Genomic DNA, 18426 nt, shown 5'->3' with positions numbered 1-18426 from the left:
AAAACCGGACGATTATGAAATCGCCGGGGTGTTGTATCTTGTCATGATGTTTGAAAAAGGGGTATTTTTACTAAATAAGACACATGCGTCTTTCGCCAATTGAAAGGCGGGTTCTAAGACCTCAAGCTCTTTTTTCGAAAACTTTCCTAAGACGTGATTAATCAAGTCACCTTTTTCAAATTTGATGCCAACACGAATACGTTTAAATTCGTTTGACTGTAAGTGGCTAATTAGACTTTTTAGTCCATTATGGCCACCCGCACTGCCTTTTTCTCTTAATCTAAGTGCTGCTAGTTCAATGTTAATATCATCAACAACAATCAGTATATCATTTAGATCGACCTTATAATAATTTTTTACTTTGATGACGGATTGACCCGATAAGTTCATGTAGGTCGTTGGTTTTAATAAGATGACTTTTTCTAATCCTTCTTGATAGGTGGTAATTAGACCGTCGAAATTTTTGTCCAATTTGAATGTCACATTATTTTCTTTAGCTAATAAGTCTAGTACTTCAAACCCAACGTTGTGCCTCGTTTTATCGTAGTCTTTTCCTGGATTACCTAAGCCAACAATTAGTTTCATTATTGTTTGGAATCTTTGTAGATATTTTCAAATATTTGGCTGATTGGTTCGTCTTCAATGATATTTAGAATCGATTTACCTAAGAGTTGGCCAATCGATAGTTGTTCAATCTTGTCGTATTTATCGACGTCATCTAACACGATTGTGTTGGTGACAATGACTTTTTTGATGTTAGAATTTTGTAAGCGTTCAATCGCGTTATTAGAGAATATCGCGTGGGTTGCTGCCGCATAAACTGCGGTTGCGCCTGCTTCAAGTAGTGCATTTGCCCCTGCCATTAATGTACCACCGGTATCGATGATGTCATCAACCATAATACATGTTCTACCAGCGACATCACCTATGATGTTCATCACTTCGGCTTTGTTTGCCTCCGGACGACGCTTATCAATAATCGCAATTGGTGTACCAAGCATTTTAGCAAAACTTCTTGCGCGTGTCACACCACCATGATCAGGTGATACAACCGTGATGTTTTCTAGTTTGCTATCGACAAAGTAGGACGCAAGTAGTGGCATCCCTGGAAAGTTATCGATTGGAATATCGAAGAACCCTTGAATTTGAGCCGCGTGTAAGTCGATACAAATCACACGGTCAACACCGGCGACTTGAAGTAAATCAGCGACTAATTTTGCCGTAATTGGTTGTCTTGATTTGGCTTTTCTATCTTGTCTTGAATAACCATAATATGGCATTAAGATGGTGATGCTTGCTGCTGAGGCACGTTTTAGTGCATCGGTCATAATCAATACTTCCATTAACGATTCATTGACTGGTTTTGAGGTTGGTTGAACCACAAACACATGGTGACCACGGACGGATTCTGTGATGTTTACGCCAATTTCACCATCAGCGAATCTTGTGACTTCGCACGCTGAAATTGGAATACCTGAAGCTTCACTTACATCTTGTGCAAGTGATGGGTTTGCGGATAATGCAAACAATTTTACTTTCTTACCTTCGATAACTGACATAGTTTATATTCCCCCTGCTATAGCTATATTATATCAATTCTTAAAGCTGTTTTGTTTTTATTATTTGATAATTACTTGGCGTTAATTCTCTGAGTCTTTCTAATTCGTCTTGATTAAGATCTAGAAAGTAGATGACTGAGCCACTACCGGATAAATGTGGTTTTAGTCCCTGAGTCTGTAATGCTTTAAAATAGAGTCTTGATTCATTGTGTAGAATGAAGTTAGCATCTAACATGTCATTATATAGCGCATCTTTTAAGTCATCTCTTTTGTTTTCTATAAATGATTTCTTTATCTGTTCAAATTTCTCATTGTCGTGTTGATAAAACGTCACATGCTTAAACGCTTCTTTCGTCGATGTTTGATAATTAGGTACTACTAGCGTAATGTGCTCAAACTTCATCTCACTGTTAATGAATTCAATATACTCACCTCGACCTGTGATGATGGCAGGTGAGTTGTATAAACAAAATAATGTGTCTGAGCCAAGCTCAATTGAGAGTTTTCTCATTTCTTTACTGTCTAGGTTTAATTGCCAAAAACGATTAAGCCCTCGAATGGTTGCTGCAATATCAGCGGAACCGCCACCAAGGCCAGCACCAACGGGTATTTCCTTAATCAGGCTAATTGAGACACCCTCTTTAACGTTATAGCGGTTTTTCATGACTTCGTATACTTTGATAATCGAATTGTCAGCGATTGCAACATTTGATGCAAAATTAAGTCCGACTCCTTTTGTGAAAATAAGTTCATCTTTAAGTTCAATTGGAATCATCAATGACTTTAATTCATGATAACCATCGTCCCTTTTTCTGACGATTTCTAGGGCTAAGTTAATTTTTGCATACGCGTGTTCTCTAATCATAGTTCCCACCCATTCGTTAATTGAATGAATTGATCAATCGACATCTCCTCAGCTCTAGTGAATTCTGTGTAAGAGTCATCAATCAATTGTAGTTTTTTAAGTAATTCTTGTTTATTTAAATCAAAGGTTTGACTCAAGTTATTTAATAATGTTTTTCTCTTTTGACCAAACGATGCTTTAACGAGTTGTCTAAAGAGTTCATGGTTTCTACATTGTTCTTTATACGTGTTGTGTTTCGTTAATTCAATGACGGCAGAATCAACGGCCGGTATTGGATAGAAGCACCCACGTTTCACACTGATGAGTTTTTTAACTTCAGCCTCAAATTTAACTAAGACCGTAAATGCCCCATAGGCTTTTGTTTTCGGATTTGCAATCAAACGATCAGCCACTTCTTTTTGTATCATTAAAGAAGCATTTGTAACGTTATTTGTTTCTAATAACATAAAGATAATTGGACTAGTAATGTAATATGGAATATTTGCAATACAAGCCACACGTTGATCGTTAAATCGTTGTTCAATTTCTTCTTTGATGTTGATGCTCATCACATCTTGAAAGAGAATCTCTAAATTAGGATTATCCGCTTGTATCGGGATTAAATATGGTTTAAGTGTCTCATCAATTTCAAAAGCAAGTACGTGTTTAACGGCCTTAACTAAATGTTTTGTCAGTGCACCTCTACCAGGACCAATTTCAATGACAATCGAATCTTTATCAATCGCAGAACGACTGATGATTTCTCTTAAGACGTGTTCATCGGTTAAAAAGTTCTGTCCATATTGTTTTTTAGGTCTGTTGGTTTGCATCAAGTACCCCCTCTATGTCTTTAATCGAAATTGAAAACATGTGTAGTCGTTTTAATAATCCTTTTGAGTTAACATAACCAATACGCAGTTGGTTACAAACCATTAATCTAAGTTCTTTTGAGTAAGGTTGATTGATTAATCCTCGATCAACTAAGTAGTCAAATGTTACGTCAGAGCGTTTTTCTATCGTCTCTTTAGACAACTGAAGAGCGGTCATTATTGCCTCTTTTGACGCGTGTTCAATTCCTACTTTTTTATGATTCTTCGAAACGCCTTCGTCGTATGTGATAAACGCGTGTTTAACGTTTAAAATGCGTGTTGAAATGATTCGTCTGATGCGTTCACCAGCCGAATCCGGGTCAAGAAACAAGATTAGATCTCTTGTTTTGGCTAATTGTTCTAAGGATTCAAGTAACGCCTCACTGACTTCTGATCCGTTGGTACTGATCGTATCGATGTCACTAAATATTTCTTTTAGGCGTAACTCATCATGAATCCCTTCAACAACTACGACTTCTTTAAACATGTCTAAAGAAGAGTTTACAATCTGTTTTTATACCTGAAACAGACAACCCTTTGACGATTGGTGAGACTTGATCAAGTTTCTTAATTTCGCCATCTTTCATTAAAATATTGATGCGATTGATTACGATGTCAAATTCATTCAATAAGTAGGTGACTTGAGACACTTGATCGATTTTATAAAAATAGTTATTATCATTAACGAGTGCTTTAATTTCAAGGATTCTTTCATCTGACGTATCTTTGATCGTTTCATAAGAAAATAAGTGTCGATCTAGAAAGTCGTTACAAAGTGTGTTTAATATTACGTCTTTGTGATGCCTGTAACGCTTGATTAACCCGTTCACATAGTAGTCATCTAACTCTAGATACGAGGTAATGTCTTCTTGGTTTTCAATGACATTTTTTAAATATAAACTGTAGTCATCATCTAATTGTTTGTCTTTTATCAAATCAAGCATACGTAGATAGATTTGTTCTAAGATGATTTCATAAGACCTTGCTACTGGGTGATAATAAACCTGCCAGTACATGTGATAACGACTAATTAAGTAGTTCTCGATTGCGTGAATCGCACCTTCTTTAAAGACGATAATGTCGTCTTTAATCGTCATCATTCGAATGATTCGGTCTTTATCAATGTTTCCATATTTTGCCCCTGTGAAATAAGAATCACGTTCTAAGTAGTCCATTCGATCAACGTCTAATTGACTAGAAATCAGTTGTTCGATGATTTTAAACTTACCTTGTTTTAATATCACTGAACAAACGTCTTCTTTTAATGATTCACTCACTTGATCTAGAATAGAGGCAATGCCTGTTGAATGTTTGATAATTTTAGCGGAGTAAGCCTCATGTGATAAGCCAAAGACATGCTCAAATGAATGCGAGTATGGGCCATGACCAATGTCGTGTAATAGTGCAGCAGTTAAAAAAACCACCTGTTCGTATTCATTTAAATAGTTTTTGATGACTTGTTGTTCTTGCAAGACTTTATACGCAAGACCATAAACTCCGATCGAGTGTGAAAAACGTGAATGTTCTGCCCCATGAAAGACCATCGAGACACCTGAGAGTTGTCTAATACGTCTTAGACGTTGAAACTCATTAGAGTCAATCAAGTCACTGATGAAGTCGTATTCAACGTTAATATAACCATAAATCGGGTCACGAAAAACCTTTTTGTTGTCGCGTTTTCTTATCATGAATAGCCTCCGCAAAAAAAGCCTTAATAAAAAGGCTTATTCGATAATTTGATATTTTTTAACTAAAGTAACCGAGTCGCCAGTTTGAACTTCAAACGCAGCGCCATCGTCTGTGTCAATGTGACAGTCAAGTGCAAACTTGTCTGAAACACGGCATAAAACATTTTCTAAAATACCAGGCTTAGTGCCATCGATTTTAATCGAAACAACGTCACCATCTTTGACGTTAAATTCACTTGCATCTGTTAAAGAGAAATGAATGTGTCTGTCGGCAACAATCACACCTTCAGTTAATTCTACTTGGCCTTTTGGACCAACTAATGTACATGCCCCGCTACCTTTAACATCGCCTGATGAGCGAACCGGTGCAACAAATTTACCTCTAATTGCATCGCTTCTTGAAATCTCAACTTGTGATGCTTTTCTTACTGGACCTAAGATACGCACACCAGCCTGAAGCTTACCCGCTGGAGAGATAACGTCGATCTTTTCTTCTGCCGCGTATTGACCAGGTTGACTTAAGTCTTTCATCACCGTCAACTCATAGCCTGGACCAAAGAGTATTTCTAAATGTTCTTGCGATAAGTGAGCATGTCTACCTGACACACCGATAGGAATTTTTTTCATAACTTATACCTCCTATTATTCCAACTAATTATAACATTTAATATAATATATTACAATTATTTATGCTATACTAAAATTATAAAGGGGGCATGAACTCATGCAAACAATATTTGAAAAAATTATTTCTAGGGAAATTCCCGCTTACATCGTTTATGAAGACGACGTTGTGATTGCATTTTTAGATATTACCCAGGCAAGTAAGGGACACACATTAGTTTGTCCGAAAGTCGCTTATAAAGACATCTTTGAATTACCGCTTGACGTGGCATCACATTTGTTTTACGTCGTTGCGAAACTATCAAAGACAATAAAAAAAGCATTCAATCCAGATGGATTAAACACTTTAAGTAATAATGGTATACTCGCTTCACAAAGCGTTTTTCATTTTCACATGCACATTATTCCTAGGTATGAAAATGATCAATTAGAGAACTTTAAATTTGTGAATCACATGGCTGATTTAACAAAAGATGATTACATCAAAACCAAAGAACAAATTATTGCTCTTTTATGATAAACACGACACCTGGGTTTGCATTTTTAACTGTTAGACTTAATCCAAACGTGTTAACCGTCTTTTGTACAATACTCATCCCAAGGCCAAATTGACCTTTAGAGCCTTTTTCATACGGTTTAAATAACGATTCAATATATTTTTCTTCAATATCAGGACCGTCATTGTAAAATGACAGTTCTTTATTTTTAAGCTTTATGATCAGTGTCGATTTTGCGTATCTAATAGCGTTATCAATGATGTTTTCTACCACCGTGTGATAGTTTTCTTTGATACCTTTAAACGTTGAATCATCGAGATCTAAGATGACATCAAATGCTTGAAGTCTTAGACGGTTGTTATTAACCACGTTTTGAATCACATTCTTTAATGCAATATCTTCGTATTCTGATTTATCTGAGATGTACTCAAGTTTATTGATATCTAACATCATTTTTACTTTTTGTTGAAGTTTATCTGCTTGTTTCATAATGATTTGAGCATCAGATATATCAGTGACACCATCTCTAATCGCTTCGGCATAGGATGAGATAACCGAAATGGGTGTTTTTAAATCATGAGATAAATTTTGAAACATTTCTTGTTTTGTTTTTTCGTTTCTTAAAATCTCAATTCTTAAACTCTCTACTGCATCTGCTAACTCTTTAATCTCATCGTTTCCTTCTAAGCGTAGTTCGTTTTGATAACCAGAGCTTGTAAAATGTGAGACTTCATTTTTGATTTTTTTTACACGATTTGCAACAAAACGACTCCATAAAACAAGTGAGATGTTTCCAATCAATGTGATGATGGCAAATGCCACGAATGTGCCATAAAACGTAAGTAGTACGTCTTCTTGCGCAGTCGTCCCTTTTAATGCATTAATGTAGGAATCATCCATAACACCAATAATATATCTATCTTCTTGAGTGATTGGATTTTTTGAAACCGATCTGATTAATACATAAAACGTTTGTTTGTCTTTGGTATGAACTTCAAATTGATCACCAGCATAACCTTTTTCAAGTATCTCTAGCATGATGGCTTCATTATTATTCGTCATTTCTTTGACGTTGTCTGAATAGATGGGTTGACCAACCAAATTGACTTTAAACAATCCTTCTCTTTTGACAATAAAGTCAATGTAACCTAAGTAAGATTTGTTGTCAACTTCTCTTGGTTGATACTTAATCGTTTCAATGTAGGTTGAGACTTCATTTTTAGCCAAACCCATATAAACGGTTTGATAGTTTCTATAACTAATTAATCCAAAAACGAGGGACGAAAATAAGGTCACAGTAGAAAACAGTATAATCAACTGCGTCGATAATTTAAACTTCCTCATTACAACAACCTATAGCCAAACCCATAAATGGTCTCTATTTTTAACAGAGGCATTTTTTGTCTAAGACGTCTAAGTAAGTCATCAACGACACGGTCAGACCCAAAATAGTCTACGCCCCAGACGTGTTGTAAGATTTGTTCTCTTGAAAATGCTTGGTTTGGATTTTCAAGAAAGAATAGTAAAAGTTCAAACTCTTTATTGGTTAAATCAATTAATTCTTCATTCGCACGAATCGTACGCTTTTCAATATTGACTTCATAGATGTCGTAATTTAATGTCGTACCTGCTTGTTTTTGAGTTCGTTTCAATATTGCTTTTACTCGTAAAATCAACTCTCGTGGTGAATATGGTTTTGCAAGATAGTCATCACTACCTAGTTCTAACCCTCTGATTCGATCAAGGTCATGATCTCTTGCTGAAGTAAATATGGTTGCGGCATAAGGACGGTTTTTCTTAATCGATTCGATTAAATCATACCCGTTAATTTCACCCGTCAACATAATGTCTAAAATCCAAAGATCGATATCGTCTTTGGTGTGTTTTATTGCGGTTTCACCATCATGGAAAACCGTTACTTCAAACCCTTCTTTTTCAAGGTATTTTCGAATGATTTGTGATAGGTCAAATTCGTCTTCTACTAAATAGATTCTCATGGTATGTACCTCCTAAGAATAGTTTTAAAGTGCCCTTTGGAGTAGGGGCACTTTAATTATATCATATTGAGAAAAAAGGAGAAAATAAGTTAGAAATGAACTTATGGCTCTATTCTAACTTATCTTTATGGGTGAATTATCAAAGAAATATGTAAAACTGTGTTATTTGATAATGGTTGTGTGCATGTATTGTACAAGCACATCCGGAATGGTAATTGACCCGTCTTCGTTTTGGTAGTTCTCCATGATCGCAATCATGGTACGACCGATGGCTAAACCAGAGCCATTTAAGGTATGTACATACTCTGTTTTTGATTCTTTATTACGTTTGAAACGAATATTTGCTCTTCTTGCTTGATAGTCTTCAGCATTTGAAATTGAACCAATTTCACGGTAAGTATTTTGACCTGGTAACCACACTTCAATGTCGTAGGTTTTAGCCATTGCAAACCCCATATCACCACTACAAAGTGTTACCACACGATAAGGTAGTTTTAAGAGTTGAAGAATCTTCTCTGAATTCTTTAACATGTAGTCTAGTTCTTTATAGGATTGTTCCGGTTGTGTGAACTTAATGAGTTCTACTTTATTGAATTGGTGTTGTCTTAAAATACCTTTGGTGTCTCTACCAGCAGAGCCGGCCTCACTGCGAAATGCGGTGGTGTATGAGACGTATTTGATTGGTAATTGATCCCCCTCAATAATTTCATCGCGATGAAGGTTAATCGTTGGTACTTCTGCCGTTGGGTTTAAATACCAAGCGCCATCACCACTAATGACTTGATAAGAATCTTCTCTAAATTTAGGAAACTGACCGGTCGCATACATGCTTGCTTCATTAACGATGTATGGTGGAATGATTTCAGTATAACCGTGATCTTCTGAGTGCGTATCCATCATAAATTGAATGAGTGCACGCTCTAATCTTGCACCTAAGCCTTTATCAACAACAAATCTTGGGCCACTGATTTTAGCGGCTCTTTCAAAATCAAGGATACCAAGTGCTTCACCGAGTTCGGTGTGATCTTTGACTTTAAAATAAAATTGTTTTGGTGTGCCCCATTTATATAACTCGACATTTTCTTTATCTGTTAATCCCACAGGAACAAAGTCATTTGGGAGATTCGGGGTAATGAGTAACGTTTCTCTGATTTGTTCGTCTAAGATGGCGATTTGATCGTCTAAGACCTTAATTTGATCGCCGATTTGACGCACTTCTTCTTTAAGTTCTGTGGTATCAACTTTGGCTCTTGCAAGTTCACCTATTTTTTTCGAATCGACGTTACGTTTATTTTTTAATTGTTCAACTTCTGCGATGAGTTCTCTTCGTTTGTCGTCTTGATTGACTAGTTCTTTTAAATAAGAAAAGTCTTTTCCTCTGGTATTTAATCGTTTGATTGCTTCATCTAAGTTGTCTCTTATCCATTTGATGTCTAACATAATTATTCTCCTTTTTACGTTTGGTTTTTTAGAAAAAAAAGTCCTTAAGAAATCGTTAAAAAATTTCCTAAGGACGAATGTATTTCCGTGGTACCACCTTAATTCCAATAACGTAGGTTACTGGCTCTTCTCATTTTAACGCTTTCTAAGCGGGTGGGATTAGCACCTATCCAGAGTAGATTTCATTTATTGTTACGATTAATTTGCACCGACCATTAACTCTCTATGACGAACAAATAAACTACTTATCTCTATCAACTATTTGTATTGTTATTATATCTTATTGTGTGTATTTTGTAAATACCATCAAACCTCAGTTGGATTTTCGCTAACAACTTCTGGTGTTACATCTTTACTATCCGTGATTCTTTCTTCGGTTATTTCTTCAATTAGATCGTCTTCGTGTGGGACTGCCGCTAATGTAACAACGGTTTGATCACCCTTAAGGTTAATTAATCTAACGCCTTGTGTGGCACGTTTGGTTTGTGAAATTTGTAAGACGTGTAAGCGGATGACCATACCTTTATCTGATACGATGATGACGTCCATGTCTTCATCGACACTCTTAAGACCTTTAAGTTTTCCGTTTTTATCGGTGACATTTAAGGCTTTTACCCCTTTACCACCACGGGTTTGTAGACGGTATTCACTTGCGTAACTTCTCTTACCATAGCCATTTTCAGTCACCACAAGAATTTCCTCATTGTCGTCATGGATTGAAGTCATTCCGATGATTTCATCGTCATCACCTAAGCTCATGCCACGCACACCAGATGCGGTTCTACCCATGCTTCTAGCATCGTTTTCATCAAAGCGAATGGCTTTACCATTGGTTGCGCCAAGGATGATGTGTGATTTGCCATCGGTGACTTTAACTGAGATTACTTCATCGTTTTCTTTTAGACCTAAGGCAATGATACCGTTGGTTCTAATGTTTTGATATTCGTTAACCATGGTACGTTTTACAATGCCTTTTTTGGTTGTAAAGAATAAGAACTTATGTTCGTCTTGGAAGTCTTTGATACAAGTGAATGTGACTAAGGTCTCGCCTTTTTCAAATGGCAAGATGTTCACAATAGGCAAGCCTTTGGACTGTCTTGTGCCCTCTGGTATTTCATAGCCTTTAATCTTATAAACACGACCGGTGTTGGTAAAGAATAAATGGTAGTCATGCGTTGAGGTCATTTGAATGTGTTCAACAAAATCGTCGTCGTGCATTTTAATTGAGGTCACACCAACGCCGCCTCTGTTTTGAGCTTTGTATTCATCCACGCTCATGCGTTTGATGTAGCCATTATGTGTGACCGTAATGATGACGTCTTCGACTGGAATTAAGTCTTCATTATCGATTGATATTTCTGTTTTTAGATTCATTACTGACATACGTCGATCACCAAAGCGTTCTTTAATTTCTAAGAGTTCTGTGCGGATAATGTCGTTTTTACGTTCATCACTTGCGATGATGTCTTTGTAATCTGTAATTTTAATCGTTAAGTCATTATTTTCTTCTCTGATTTTCTCAATTTCCATGCCGGTAAGACGTTGAAGTCTCATGTCTAAGATGGCTCTTGCTTGTATTTCAGATAAGAAGTAGGTTGACATTAAGTTCGCTCTTGCTTCCTCAGCGTTAGGGCTCTTCTTAATTAATTCAATCACCGCATCAATATTTTCTAAGGCAATGACTAACCCATCTAGGATATGTTTACGTTCTTCTGCTTTTCTAAGATCGTAGATTGTGCGTCGTTGAATCACTTCAACTTGGTGTTTTAAGTAATAGTATAAAGCGTCTTTTAGGGTGATTGTTTTCGGTTGATTATCCACCAAGGCAATCATGTTGATCCCAAATGAGCTTTGAAGTTGTGTGTACTTAAATAAGTTATTAAGCATCACGTGAGGGTTGACGTCTCTTCTTAATTCAATGACGATACGCATGCCTTTTCGGCTTGATTCATCCCTTAAGTCGGTAATTCCGTCAACGATTTTTTCTTTTGCAACCTCAGCAATACGTTCAATCAATTTGGTTTTATTGACTTGATATGGGATTTCAGTAACGATTAATGACGTTTTACCGTTTTTATGTTCAACGATTTGAGTTTCAGCACGTAGAACAATTGAGCCGTTACCGGTATGATAGGCTTGTTTTAAACCGTTCATCCCAAGAATTTGACCACCGGTTGGGAAGTCTGGTCCTTTAATGTAATTCATTAATTCATCGATTGAGATTTCTGGGTTATTCATTAATGCCATAATACCATCAATCACTTCATTTAAATTATGAGGTGGAATGTTCGTTGCCATACCGACCGCAATCCCTGTGGCACCATTAACGAGTAAGTTTGGGTATCTTGCAGGTAGAACGAGTGGTTCTTGTTCTGAGCCGTCATAGTTGTCACCAAAATCAATGGTTTCTTTTTCAATGTCTCTGATTAATTCCATTGCGATCTTAGACATTCTTGCTTCTGTATAACGCATCGCTGCGGCACCATCGCCATCAACGGAACCGAAGTTTCCGTGACCATCAACGAGTGGATAACGATAGCTAAATGGTTGAGCCATACGAACCATCGCCTCGTAAATTGAAGAGTCACCATGTGGGTGATACTTACCCATAACGTCCCCAACAATTCTAGCTGACTTTTTGTGAGCCTTATCTGCGGTATTCCCAAGTTCGTTCATCCCGTAAACAATACGTCTTTGAACTGGTTTTAACCCGTCTCTAATGTCTGGTAGTGCACGTGATACGATCACGCTCATCGCGTAGTTTAGGAATGAAGTTTTCATTTCTGTAGCGATATTGATTTCTTTGATTTTACCGTGGATGTAGTCTGAATTTTCGATATCCGGTAAAATTACATCGATGTCTTTATTATCTTCCATGATAGCTCCTTCCTATGCGTCAATATTCGATGCATAAATTGCATTTTCTTGAATAAAGTTCTTTCTTGGTTCGACTTCTTCACCCATCAACATTGAAAACACTTGATCGGCGTTCATTGCGTCTTGAAGTGATACTCTAAGTAAGGTTCTGGTGGTTGGATCCATAGTGGTTTCCCAAAGTTGTTCTGGATTCATTTCCCCTAGACCTTTGTAGCGTTGGATTTGTGGTCTACCACCAAAGGCTTCTAAGACTTTTGGTAGACGTTCTTCGTCGTAAACGTATTCCACTTTTTTACCTGATTGTACTTTATATAGTGGTGGTTGCGCGATGTAGACATAGCCCATATCGATTAAACCTTTTAAGTGACGGTATAAGAACGTTAGTAGTAGCGTACGGATGTGCGCGCCATCGACGTCGGCATCGGTCATGATAACAATCTTATGATATCTGGCTTTTGCTGCGTCAAAATCTTCACCAATACCTGTACCAAACGCTTGGATCATTGATAAGATTTCTTTATTGCTTAAAATCTTGTCAAGACGCGATTTCTCAACGTTTAGAACTTTACCTCTTAGTGGTAAAATTGCTTGAAATTCTGAATCTCTACCTTGTTTTGCAGACCCACCCGCGGAGTCCCCTTCCACGATGTAAATCTCAGAAATTTCAGGGCTCTTGTTACGGCAATCCGCAAGCTTACTTGCGAAACCTAACATATCAAGTGGTGATTTTCTTCTGGTTGCTTCTCTGGCTTTTCTAGCGGCAATTCTGGCGCGAGAAGCCATTAAAATTTTCTCGATGATTGCTTTCGCATCCGCTGGATTTTCCATTAGGTAACGTTCTAAAATTTCACCCGTGATTTGGCTGGTGATTTGACGGACTTCAGGGTTACCTAGTTTGGTTTTTGTTTGACCTTCGAACTGAGGATCTGGGTGTTTAATTGAGACAATTGCTGTTAATCCTTCTCTGGTATCTTCACCAATGAACGATTCGTCTTTTTTAAGAATATTTTGTTCTTGGGCATAACGTCCTAACACACGAGTTAAGGCTAGTTTAAAGCCATCTTCATGCATCCCACCTTCATGGGTATGGATGTTATTGGCAAAGCTAAATAAGTTGGTTGAATAGTCGCTATTGTATTGAAGTGCTAATTCGACGGTGATGCCATCGATTTCTTTTTCGATGTAGATGACCGTTTTATTAACTTCTTGTTTGCTGGTGTTTAAGAAGTGAACGTATTCGATGATACCACCTTCGTATTGATACGAGTAATAAACGTGCTTTTCTGTTTTAGGATCTCGTTGATCACTGATGTTGATTTTAACGTTACGATTTAAAAAAGCCAATTCTTGGATACGATTTCTTAAACGTTCAAAGTCGTAGGTGTTAACTTCTTTAAAAATTTCATCGTCTGCTAAAAACTCAATAACAGTCCCGGTGTGTGATGACTCACCAATGACTTTTAAATCGTATTGTGGGACACCACGTTTGTATTCTTGTTGATAGAGTTTGCCATCTCTTGCGATGGTTACTCTAAACCAAACCGTTAAGGCGTTAACCACTGAGGAACCTACCCCGTGTAAGCCACCTGATACTTTATAAGATTTGCCATCAAATTTACCGCCGGCATGTAATACCGTAAGAATGGTTTCGACCGCTGGTCTATGTGTCTTCGGGTGAAGATCGACTGGTATACCTCGACCATTGTCGGTGACTTTTACGATGTTGTTTGGTAATAATTCGATCGTAATTTCATCCGCATAACCGGCCATACATTCGTCAATTGAGTTATCGACGATTTCCCATACTAAGTGGTGTAATCCTCTTTCACCAGTTGATCCGATGTACATCCCAGGACGTTTTCTAACGGCTTCTAAGCCTTCTAGAATTTGGATATTTTCTGCATTGTAATTGTTGTTATTGTTGATTTGATCCATGTTCATTTTCTCCTTCGTTTAGATTAATCGCTTGAATCTCTTTTTTATTTCCGTAAAAACTAACGCCAGAGATGATCACCTGGTGCTCGTTTGGTAAATGGGTAATGAGTTGTTGTTTCTTTAAATCATCAAGTTCGCTTAAAACATCATCAAGCAGTAGAACTACTTCTTTTTGTTTATCTTTAATTAAATCGAGTAAAGCGAGTTTTAGTGATAATACCATCAAACGCTGTTGGCCTTGTGAGGCGTGAGTCTTTGCGTCTTGCTTATTTAGTTTTAAGCTGAAGTCATCGCGGTGTGGCCCGTAGTTCGTTGTTTGTGTGACGATGTCCTTATCTTTTTTTTCATTTAAGACACGTTCTAACGTTTTTAAGGGCGTGTTTGGTTGGTAGACGATATCAACTTCATCTTGTTTATTAAATCGGGTGAAATGGATTTTAAACGCTTGATTTAATGCCTCAATGAACTCAGTCCGCTGAGAGATTAACTGATCGGCTACAACACTTAACTGACTAGATAGTATTTTTAAGAATGTTAAATCGTCTTTGAGTGTTAGATTTTTAAGTAAAGCGTTTCGTTGTTTCAAGATTTGTTTGTATTTTGACAAAACGAACAGGTATGACTTATCCTTTTGTGACATCTCGATGTCTAAAAATTGACGTCTCACGGATGGAATTCCTTTAACTAACTCCAAATCTTCTGGTGAAAACATGATGGCGTGATAACCACCCACATAATCACTTGTCTTATGAACGGCCTTTTTATCAACGAACATTCGTTTTCCAAAAGGTTCGATGACAAGCTCGTACAAATGTTTGTCTGTCGTGATTGATATATTCGAAAATAAGGTGTTATTTTTAATCAAGAAGCGATCTTCTGTGGTCCGATGTGACTTTGTAAGGGAACCATAATAAATGGCTTCTAGAATGCTTGTTTTCCCTTTGCCGTTATCGCCATAGATGAACGCTTTGTTTGAATGGAATTGCAGTTGTAGTTTATCGTGATTTCGAAATTGCCTTAGAACGACACGTTTGATCATTTGATAATCATGTAGTGTTCTTGACCAATTTTTACTTGATCCCCGTCGTATAATTTTTTTCCACGTCTGGCTTCAAGTTCGTCATTGACAAAGATTGCATTATCCTCTAAGAATGGTTTGACCATGCCACCAGATGAAATAAAATCCGCTGCTTTTAGAAACTGACCAAGCGTAATATAGTCTTCTTTTAGTTTAAATTTCTTCATATTTCATACCTCGTTTGATTATATTATATCATAATATAAGAAAATAAGGCCATTTTTCTCGCACTTTTTTAAAAATTAATGTCTACTTAATCCAAACGACAAAAAAAGCCTTAAAACAAAAATTTAAGGCTTTTATGAAAGAGACTATTATTCAATTCGAACTGGCAAGATTAAGTGAAGCATATCTGGATCTAAGTCACCTTTAATAACAAACGGCTTAATTTCTCCAGCAAAATTTAATGTAATTTCATTTGATGTGAAAGCTTTTAATGCTTCGGTTAAATACTTAGAACTAAATGCGATTTTAATCATTGGTCCAACCACATCATCGGTTGGAATGATTTCTTCTAATGCGTCACCGATTTCATTGTTGGTTGAACTAATTTCAACGATGTAATCTGGACGAACGTTTAACTTAATGATGTTATAGTTATTTTCTTTATCTCGTGGCGAAAGAAGACTCACACGTTCGACTGATTTTAGTAATTCTTCTTTGTTAAATTTAATCACAATTGGGAATTCGGTTGGAATAATTCTTAATGTGTCAGGATATACCCCATCAAGCAGTCTTGTTTGATACATGATATTTCTAAATTTGAATAATACTTTATTTGGGTTAATAAAGACTTGAACGTCTTCGTTTAATGAGTCTAAAATACGACTTAACTCATCTAAGCTGCGATTTGGAATAACAATATTAAATGGATCAACCTCGCTTGAGAGTTCAATCACTTTTTGGCTTAGTCGATAAGAGTCAGTCGCAACACAATAGAGTTTTTCATCCTCATGTTTAAAGTTAACACCGGTTAATATTGGGCGTTTTTCATACACTGAAGTGGCGTAGTTTGTTTCTTTGATAATCGCCTTAAGTGTTTTGGCATCTAAGGTAAGTGGAGCCACAGAATCAAGGAAATCAACGTCAGGGTAGTCTTCAACTTCCATCACGTGTAATTTAAATTCTGAACGATCAGCTTTAATAACTAAGATTTTGTTTTCGATTAACGTCAGTTCAATACGGCTTGATGCAATTTTTCTAACAATGTCAATTAGGTATTTACCTGGAATAACCACACGGCCAGGTGAAGTAACTTCTAAGGATTCATCTTCAACAACTGTTTGAATTGCGATATCCGTGTTGCTCGTCGTGAATATTAGTTTGTCTTCAAATACTTCTAATTTAATGCCATTTAAAATTGGTAGTGGTGTTTTAACTGGTAACCCTCTTTGAACCACATTAAGTGTATCTAGTAGAACATCTTGATTAATACTGAAAATCATAAGCTCAGCTCCTTTATGTTTTATTTCTTTTTCTTTAAATTATTGTTGTTAGTCACTGTGGGTTTGTGGGAAACACTCACGATGGCTTTAATACAATATTATTATACCATATTATACACATTTATTCCACAAGTTAATTTGAATATTTTTCGATTTTTTTTAAGATTGTATCAACTGCGATTTTCATTTCGTTGTTGTGTTTTAGTTCGTTTTCGATTTTTTCACACGCGGCTAAGACAGTTGAGTGATCACGGTTACCAAAGAGACTTCCGATGGTTTTATATGCGATGTTATATTTATTTTTAATTAAATACATTGCGATATGACGCGGTAAAGTGTATTTTGAGTTACGTCTTTTACCAATCAAATCATGAACGCTAATTGCGTAATAATCAGAGACGACACTTTGTATTTTATCGTAGTTATTTTCAGTTAAAGCTGCTGTTTTTTTCCTGGTTTTAATTAGACTATCTAAGGCTTCAGTAGCGGTGTCAATACTAATATCGATGTTATTAGTTACACAATAGAATAAGACGCGTTTTAAAGCACCTTCGAGTTCTCTTACGTTAGTGTTAAAATAAGAGGCAATGAATTCTAAGACATTTAAATCAAGATCATTGACATCTGGGGCTTCGGTCGTTAGTTTTTTCCTTAAAATCTCGACTCTGTGTTCTAAATCAGGCACACCAATATCAACTAATAAGCCTTGTTCAAACCGAGAAGTTAAACGACTCATGATGTTTTTAAGCTCAGAGGCAGGTTTATCGGATGTGATAACAATTTGTTTGTTTTGCTGGGTTAAGAAATCAAAGACTTTAAAGAATTCCATCTGTGTTTTTGGTGCACCAGACATCATTTGAATGTCATCGATTAACAGGACATCAACGTCTCTGTATTTCTCATTAAATTCATCAATGGTTTGATTTTTTAATTGGTTAGCAAATTCTTCAATAAAAGCAGAAGCCTTTATGTATAAGATATTCTTTGTAATGTCGTTATCTGCGATGTAATTACCAATGGCTTGCATCAAGTGGGTTTTACCTAGCCCAACGTCCCCAAAAATATAGAACGGGTTTGCGACAACACCTGGTTGATCGGCAACTTTTAAGGCCATTTGAAAGGCAAATCGGTTGGATTTACCGACAACGAAGTTATCGAAAGATAGGGTTGCATTAAGGTCGCCATGACGGTATTTATGCTCTAAATTTTTCTCAGGACCGACTAAGGATGTCTCACCAATCAGCTCCTCAGCAAGAACGAACTTGAATTTAACTAATTCTTTCTTGTAGATGGTACTTGCAATGTGATTGATTCGTCCGAGATAAAGACGTTCGATACGGCTTTTTGTGTATGGATTAGGGGCAATCACATAGATGTAACCACCACTGTGTTTTTTTACATTTGACAACTGAGAAAAGATCTCATCAAAAATATCTTCTGAATAAAATTCATGCAAAGATGATAAGACTTGTTGCCATAAATCTTCGTATTGTTTCAACTTAAATCACTCCAAACTTCTAGTATTAAAATAGTAACATAAAAGCGTCTCTCCTGGGGGATAAAGTTATCCACA

At 36.6% G+C, this 18426-nt stretch carries 17 protein-coding genes and 1 other annotated feature; of the genes, 1 reads left to right on the top strand and 16 read right to left on the bottom strand.

The features are described from left to right. Positions 1-12: 12 nt before the first annotated feature. From pth to BN853_RS00055, 7 genes are read right to left on the bottom strand one after another with little or no spacing between them, the layout of a single operon-like run. Positions 13-585 (bottom strand): aminoacyl-tRNA hydrolase, encoded by a 573-nt coding sequence (pth, locus tag BN853_RS00085; RefSeq protein WP_030003912.1) that lies wholly within the window; start codon positions 583-585, stop codon positions 13-15. Next, a complete protein-coding gene (locus tag BN853_RS00080) occupies positions 585-1559 on the bottom strand; it encodes a ribose-phosphate diphosphokinase (RefSeq protein ID WP_030003911.1) in 975 nt (324 codons plus the stop codon). Before BN853_RS00080 ends, pth begins: the two co-directional genes overlap by 1 nt. A gap of 40 nt (positions 1560-1599) precedes the next feature. Next, positions 1600-2424 carry a 4-(cytidine 5'-diphospho)-2-C-methyl-D-erythritol kinase gene (ispE, locus tag BN853_RS00075; protein ID WP_030003910.1) on the bottom strand — a complete coding sequence of 275 codons (825 nt, stop codon included), beginning with the start codon at positions 2422-2424 and terminating at the stop codon, positions 1600-1602. Next, a complete protein-coding gene (rsmA, locus tag BN853_RS00070) occupies positions 2421-3233 on the bottom strand; it encodes a 16S rRNA (adenine(1518)-N(6)/adenine(1519)-N(6))-dimethyltransferase RsmA (protein ID WP_030003909.1) in 813 nt (270 codons plus the stop codon). The genes ispE and rsmA overlap by 4 nt, the downstream gene beginning before the upstream one ends. Further along, entirely contained in the window at positions 3214-3759 is a 546-nt protein-coding gene (gene rnmV, locus BN853_RS00065) for a ribonuclease M5 (RefSeq protein ID WP_030003908.1), read from the bottom strand. Before rnmV ends, rsmA begins: the two co-directional genes overlap by 20 nt. Further along, positions 3752-4960 carry an HD domain-containing protein gene (locus BN853_RS00060; RefSeq protein ID WP_030003907.1) on the bottom strand — a complete coding sequence of 403 codons (1209 nt, stop codon included), beginning with the start codon at positions 4958-4960 and terminating at the stop codon, positions 3752-3754. The genes rnmV and BN853_RS00060 overlap by 8 nt, the downstream gene beginning before the upstream one ends. A gap of 36 nt (positions 4961-4996) precedes the next feature. Beyond that, positions 4997-5587: a phosphate propanoyltransferase gene (locus tag BN853_RS00055; protein ID WP_030003906.1), complete on the bottom strand. Its 591-nt coding sequence runs from the start codon at positions 5585-5587 to the stop codon at positions 4997-4999. A gap of 97 nt (positions 5588-5684) precedes the next feature. Here BN853_RS00055 and BN853_RS00050 point away from each other — a divergent pair, with 97 nt between their 5' ends. Next, on the top strand, positions 5685-6101 hold the full coding sequence (locus BN853_RS00050; RefSeq protein WP_030003905.1) for an HIT family protein: 417 nt from the start codon (positions 5685-5687) through the stop codon (positions 6099-6101). Here the strand turns inward: BN853_RS00050 and BN853_RS00045 are convergent. The 9 genes from BN853_RS00045 to dnaA all read right to left on the bottom strand — a co-directional run bounded on the left by BN853_RS00045 (position 6085) and on the right by dnaA (position 18351). Continuing rightward, positions 6085-7425: a sensor histidine kinase gene (locus BN853_RS00045; RefSeq protein WP_030003904.1), complete on the bottom strand. Its 1341-nt coding sequence runs from the start codon at positions 7423-7425 to the stop codon at positions 6085-6087. The two genes, BN853_RS00050 and BN853_RS00045, sit on opposite strands and share 17 nt — an antisense overlap. Beyond that, positions 7425-8078 carry a response regulator transcription factor gene (locus BN853_RS00040; protein WP_030003903.1) on the bottom strand — a complete coding sequence of 218 codons (654 nt, stop codon included), beginning with the start codon at positions 8076-8078 and terminating at the stop codon, positions 7425-7427. The genes BN853_RS00045 and BN853_RS00040 overlap by 1 nt, the downstream gene beginning before the upstream one ends. A 162-nt stretch (positions 8079-8240) precedes the next feature. Beyond that, positions 8241-9518 (bottom strand): serine--tRNA ligase, encoded by a 1278-nt coding sequence (gene serS, locus BN853_RS00035; RefSeq protein ID WP_030003902.1) that lies wholly within the window; start codon positions 9516-9518, stop codon positions 8241-8243. 66 nt (positions 9519-9584) lie between these two features. Beyond that, positions 9585-9785 (bottom strand) — a binding site (T-box leader). Positions 9786-9824: 39 nt separating this feature from the next. Beyond that, the gene (gene gyrA, locus BN853_RS00030; protein ID WP_026661151.1) at positions 9825-12395 is read right to left on the bottom strand and encodes a DNA gyrase subunit A; all 2571 of its coding nucleotides are present in this window, start codon (positions 12393-12395) and stop codon (positions 9825-9827) included. Positions 12396-12407: 12 nt separating this feature from the next. Beyond that, positions 12408-14336, bottom strand: a complete 1929-nt coding sequence (gene gyrB / locus BN853_RS00025) for a DNA topoisomerase (ATP-hydrolyzing) subunit B (RefSeq protein WP_157869915.1) — start codon at positions 14334-14336, stop codon at positions 12408-12410. Next, positions 14311-15369, bottom strand: a complete 1059-nt coding sequence (gene recF / locus BN853_RS00020; RefSeq protein WP_026661141.1) for a DNA replication/repair protein RecF — start codon at positions 15367-15369, stop codon at positions 14311-14313. Before recF ends, gyrB begins: the two co-directional genes overlap by 26 nt. Further along, on the bottom strand, positions 15366-15575 hold the full coding sequence (yaaA, locus tag BN853_RS00015; RefSeq protein WP_026661137.1) for a S4 domain-containing protein YaaA: 210 nt from the start codon (positions 15573-15575) through the stop codon (positions 15366-15368). The genes recF and yaaA overlap by 4 nt, the downstream gene beginning before the upstream one ends. Positions 15576-15722: 147 nt before the next feature. Then, complete coding sequence (gene dnaN, locus BN853_RS00010; protein ID WP_026661132.1) at positions 15723-16853, bottom strand: DNA polymerase III subunit beta; 1131 nt, start codon at positions 16851-16853, stop codon at positions 15723-15725. 133 nt (positions 16854-16986) lie between these two features. After that, positions 16987-18351 (bottom strand): chromosomal replication initiator protein DnaA, encoded by a 1365-nt coding sequence (dnaA, locus tag BN853_RS00005; RefSeq protein ID WP_026661123.1) that lies wholly within the window; start codon positions 18349-18351, stop codon positions 16987-16989. Positions 18352-18426: the final 75 nt, after the last annotated feature.

The sequence above is a fragment of the Paracholeplasma brassicae genome (genome assembly GCF_000967915.1).
GTDB lineage: Bacteria > Bacillota_I > Bacilli_A > Acholeplasmatales > UBA5453 > Paracholeplasma > Paracholeplasma brassicae.
Note: the sequence above shows the minus strand (reverse complement) of the source record. Positions and strands in the feature narration are given on the sequence as shown.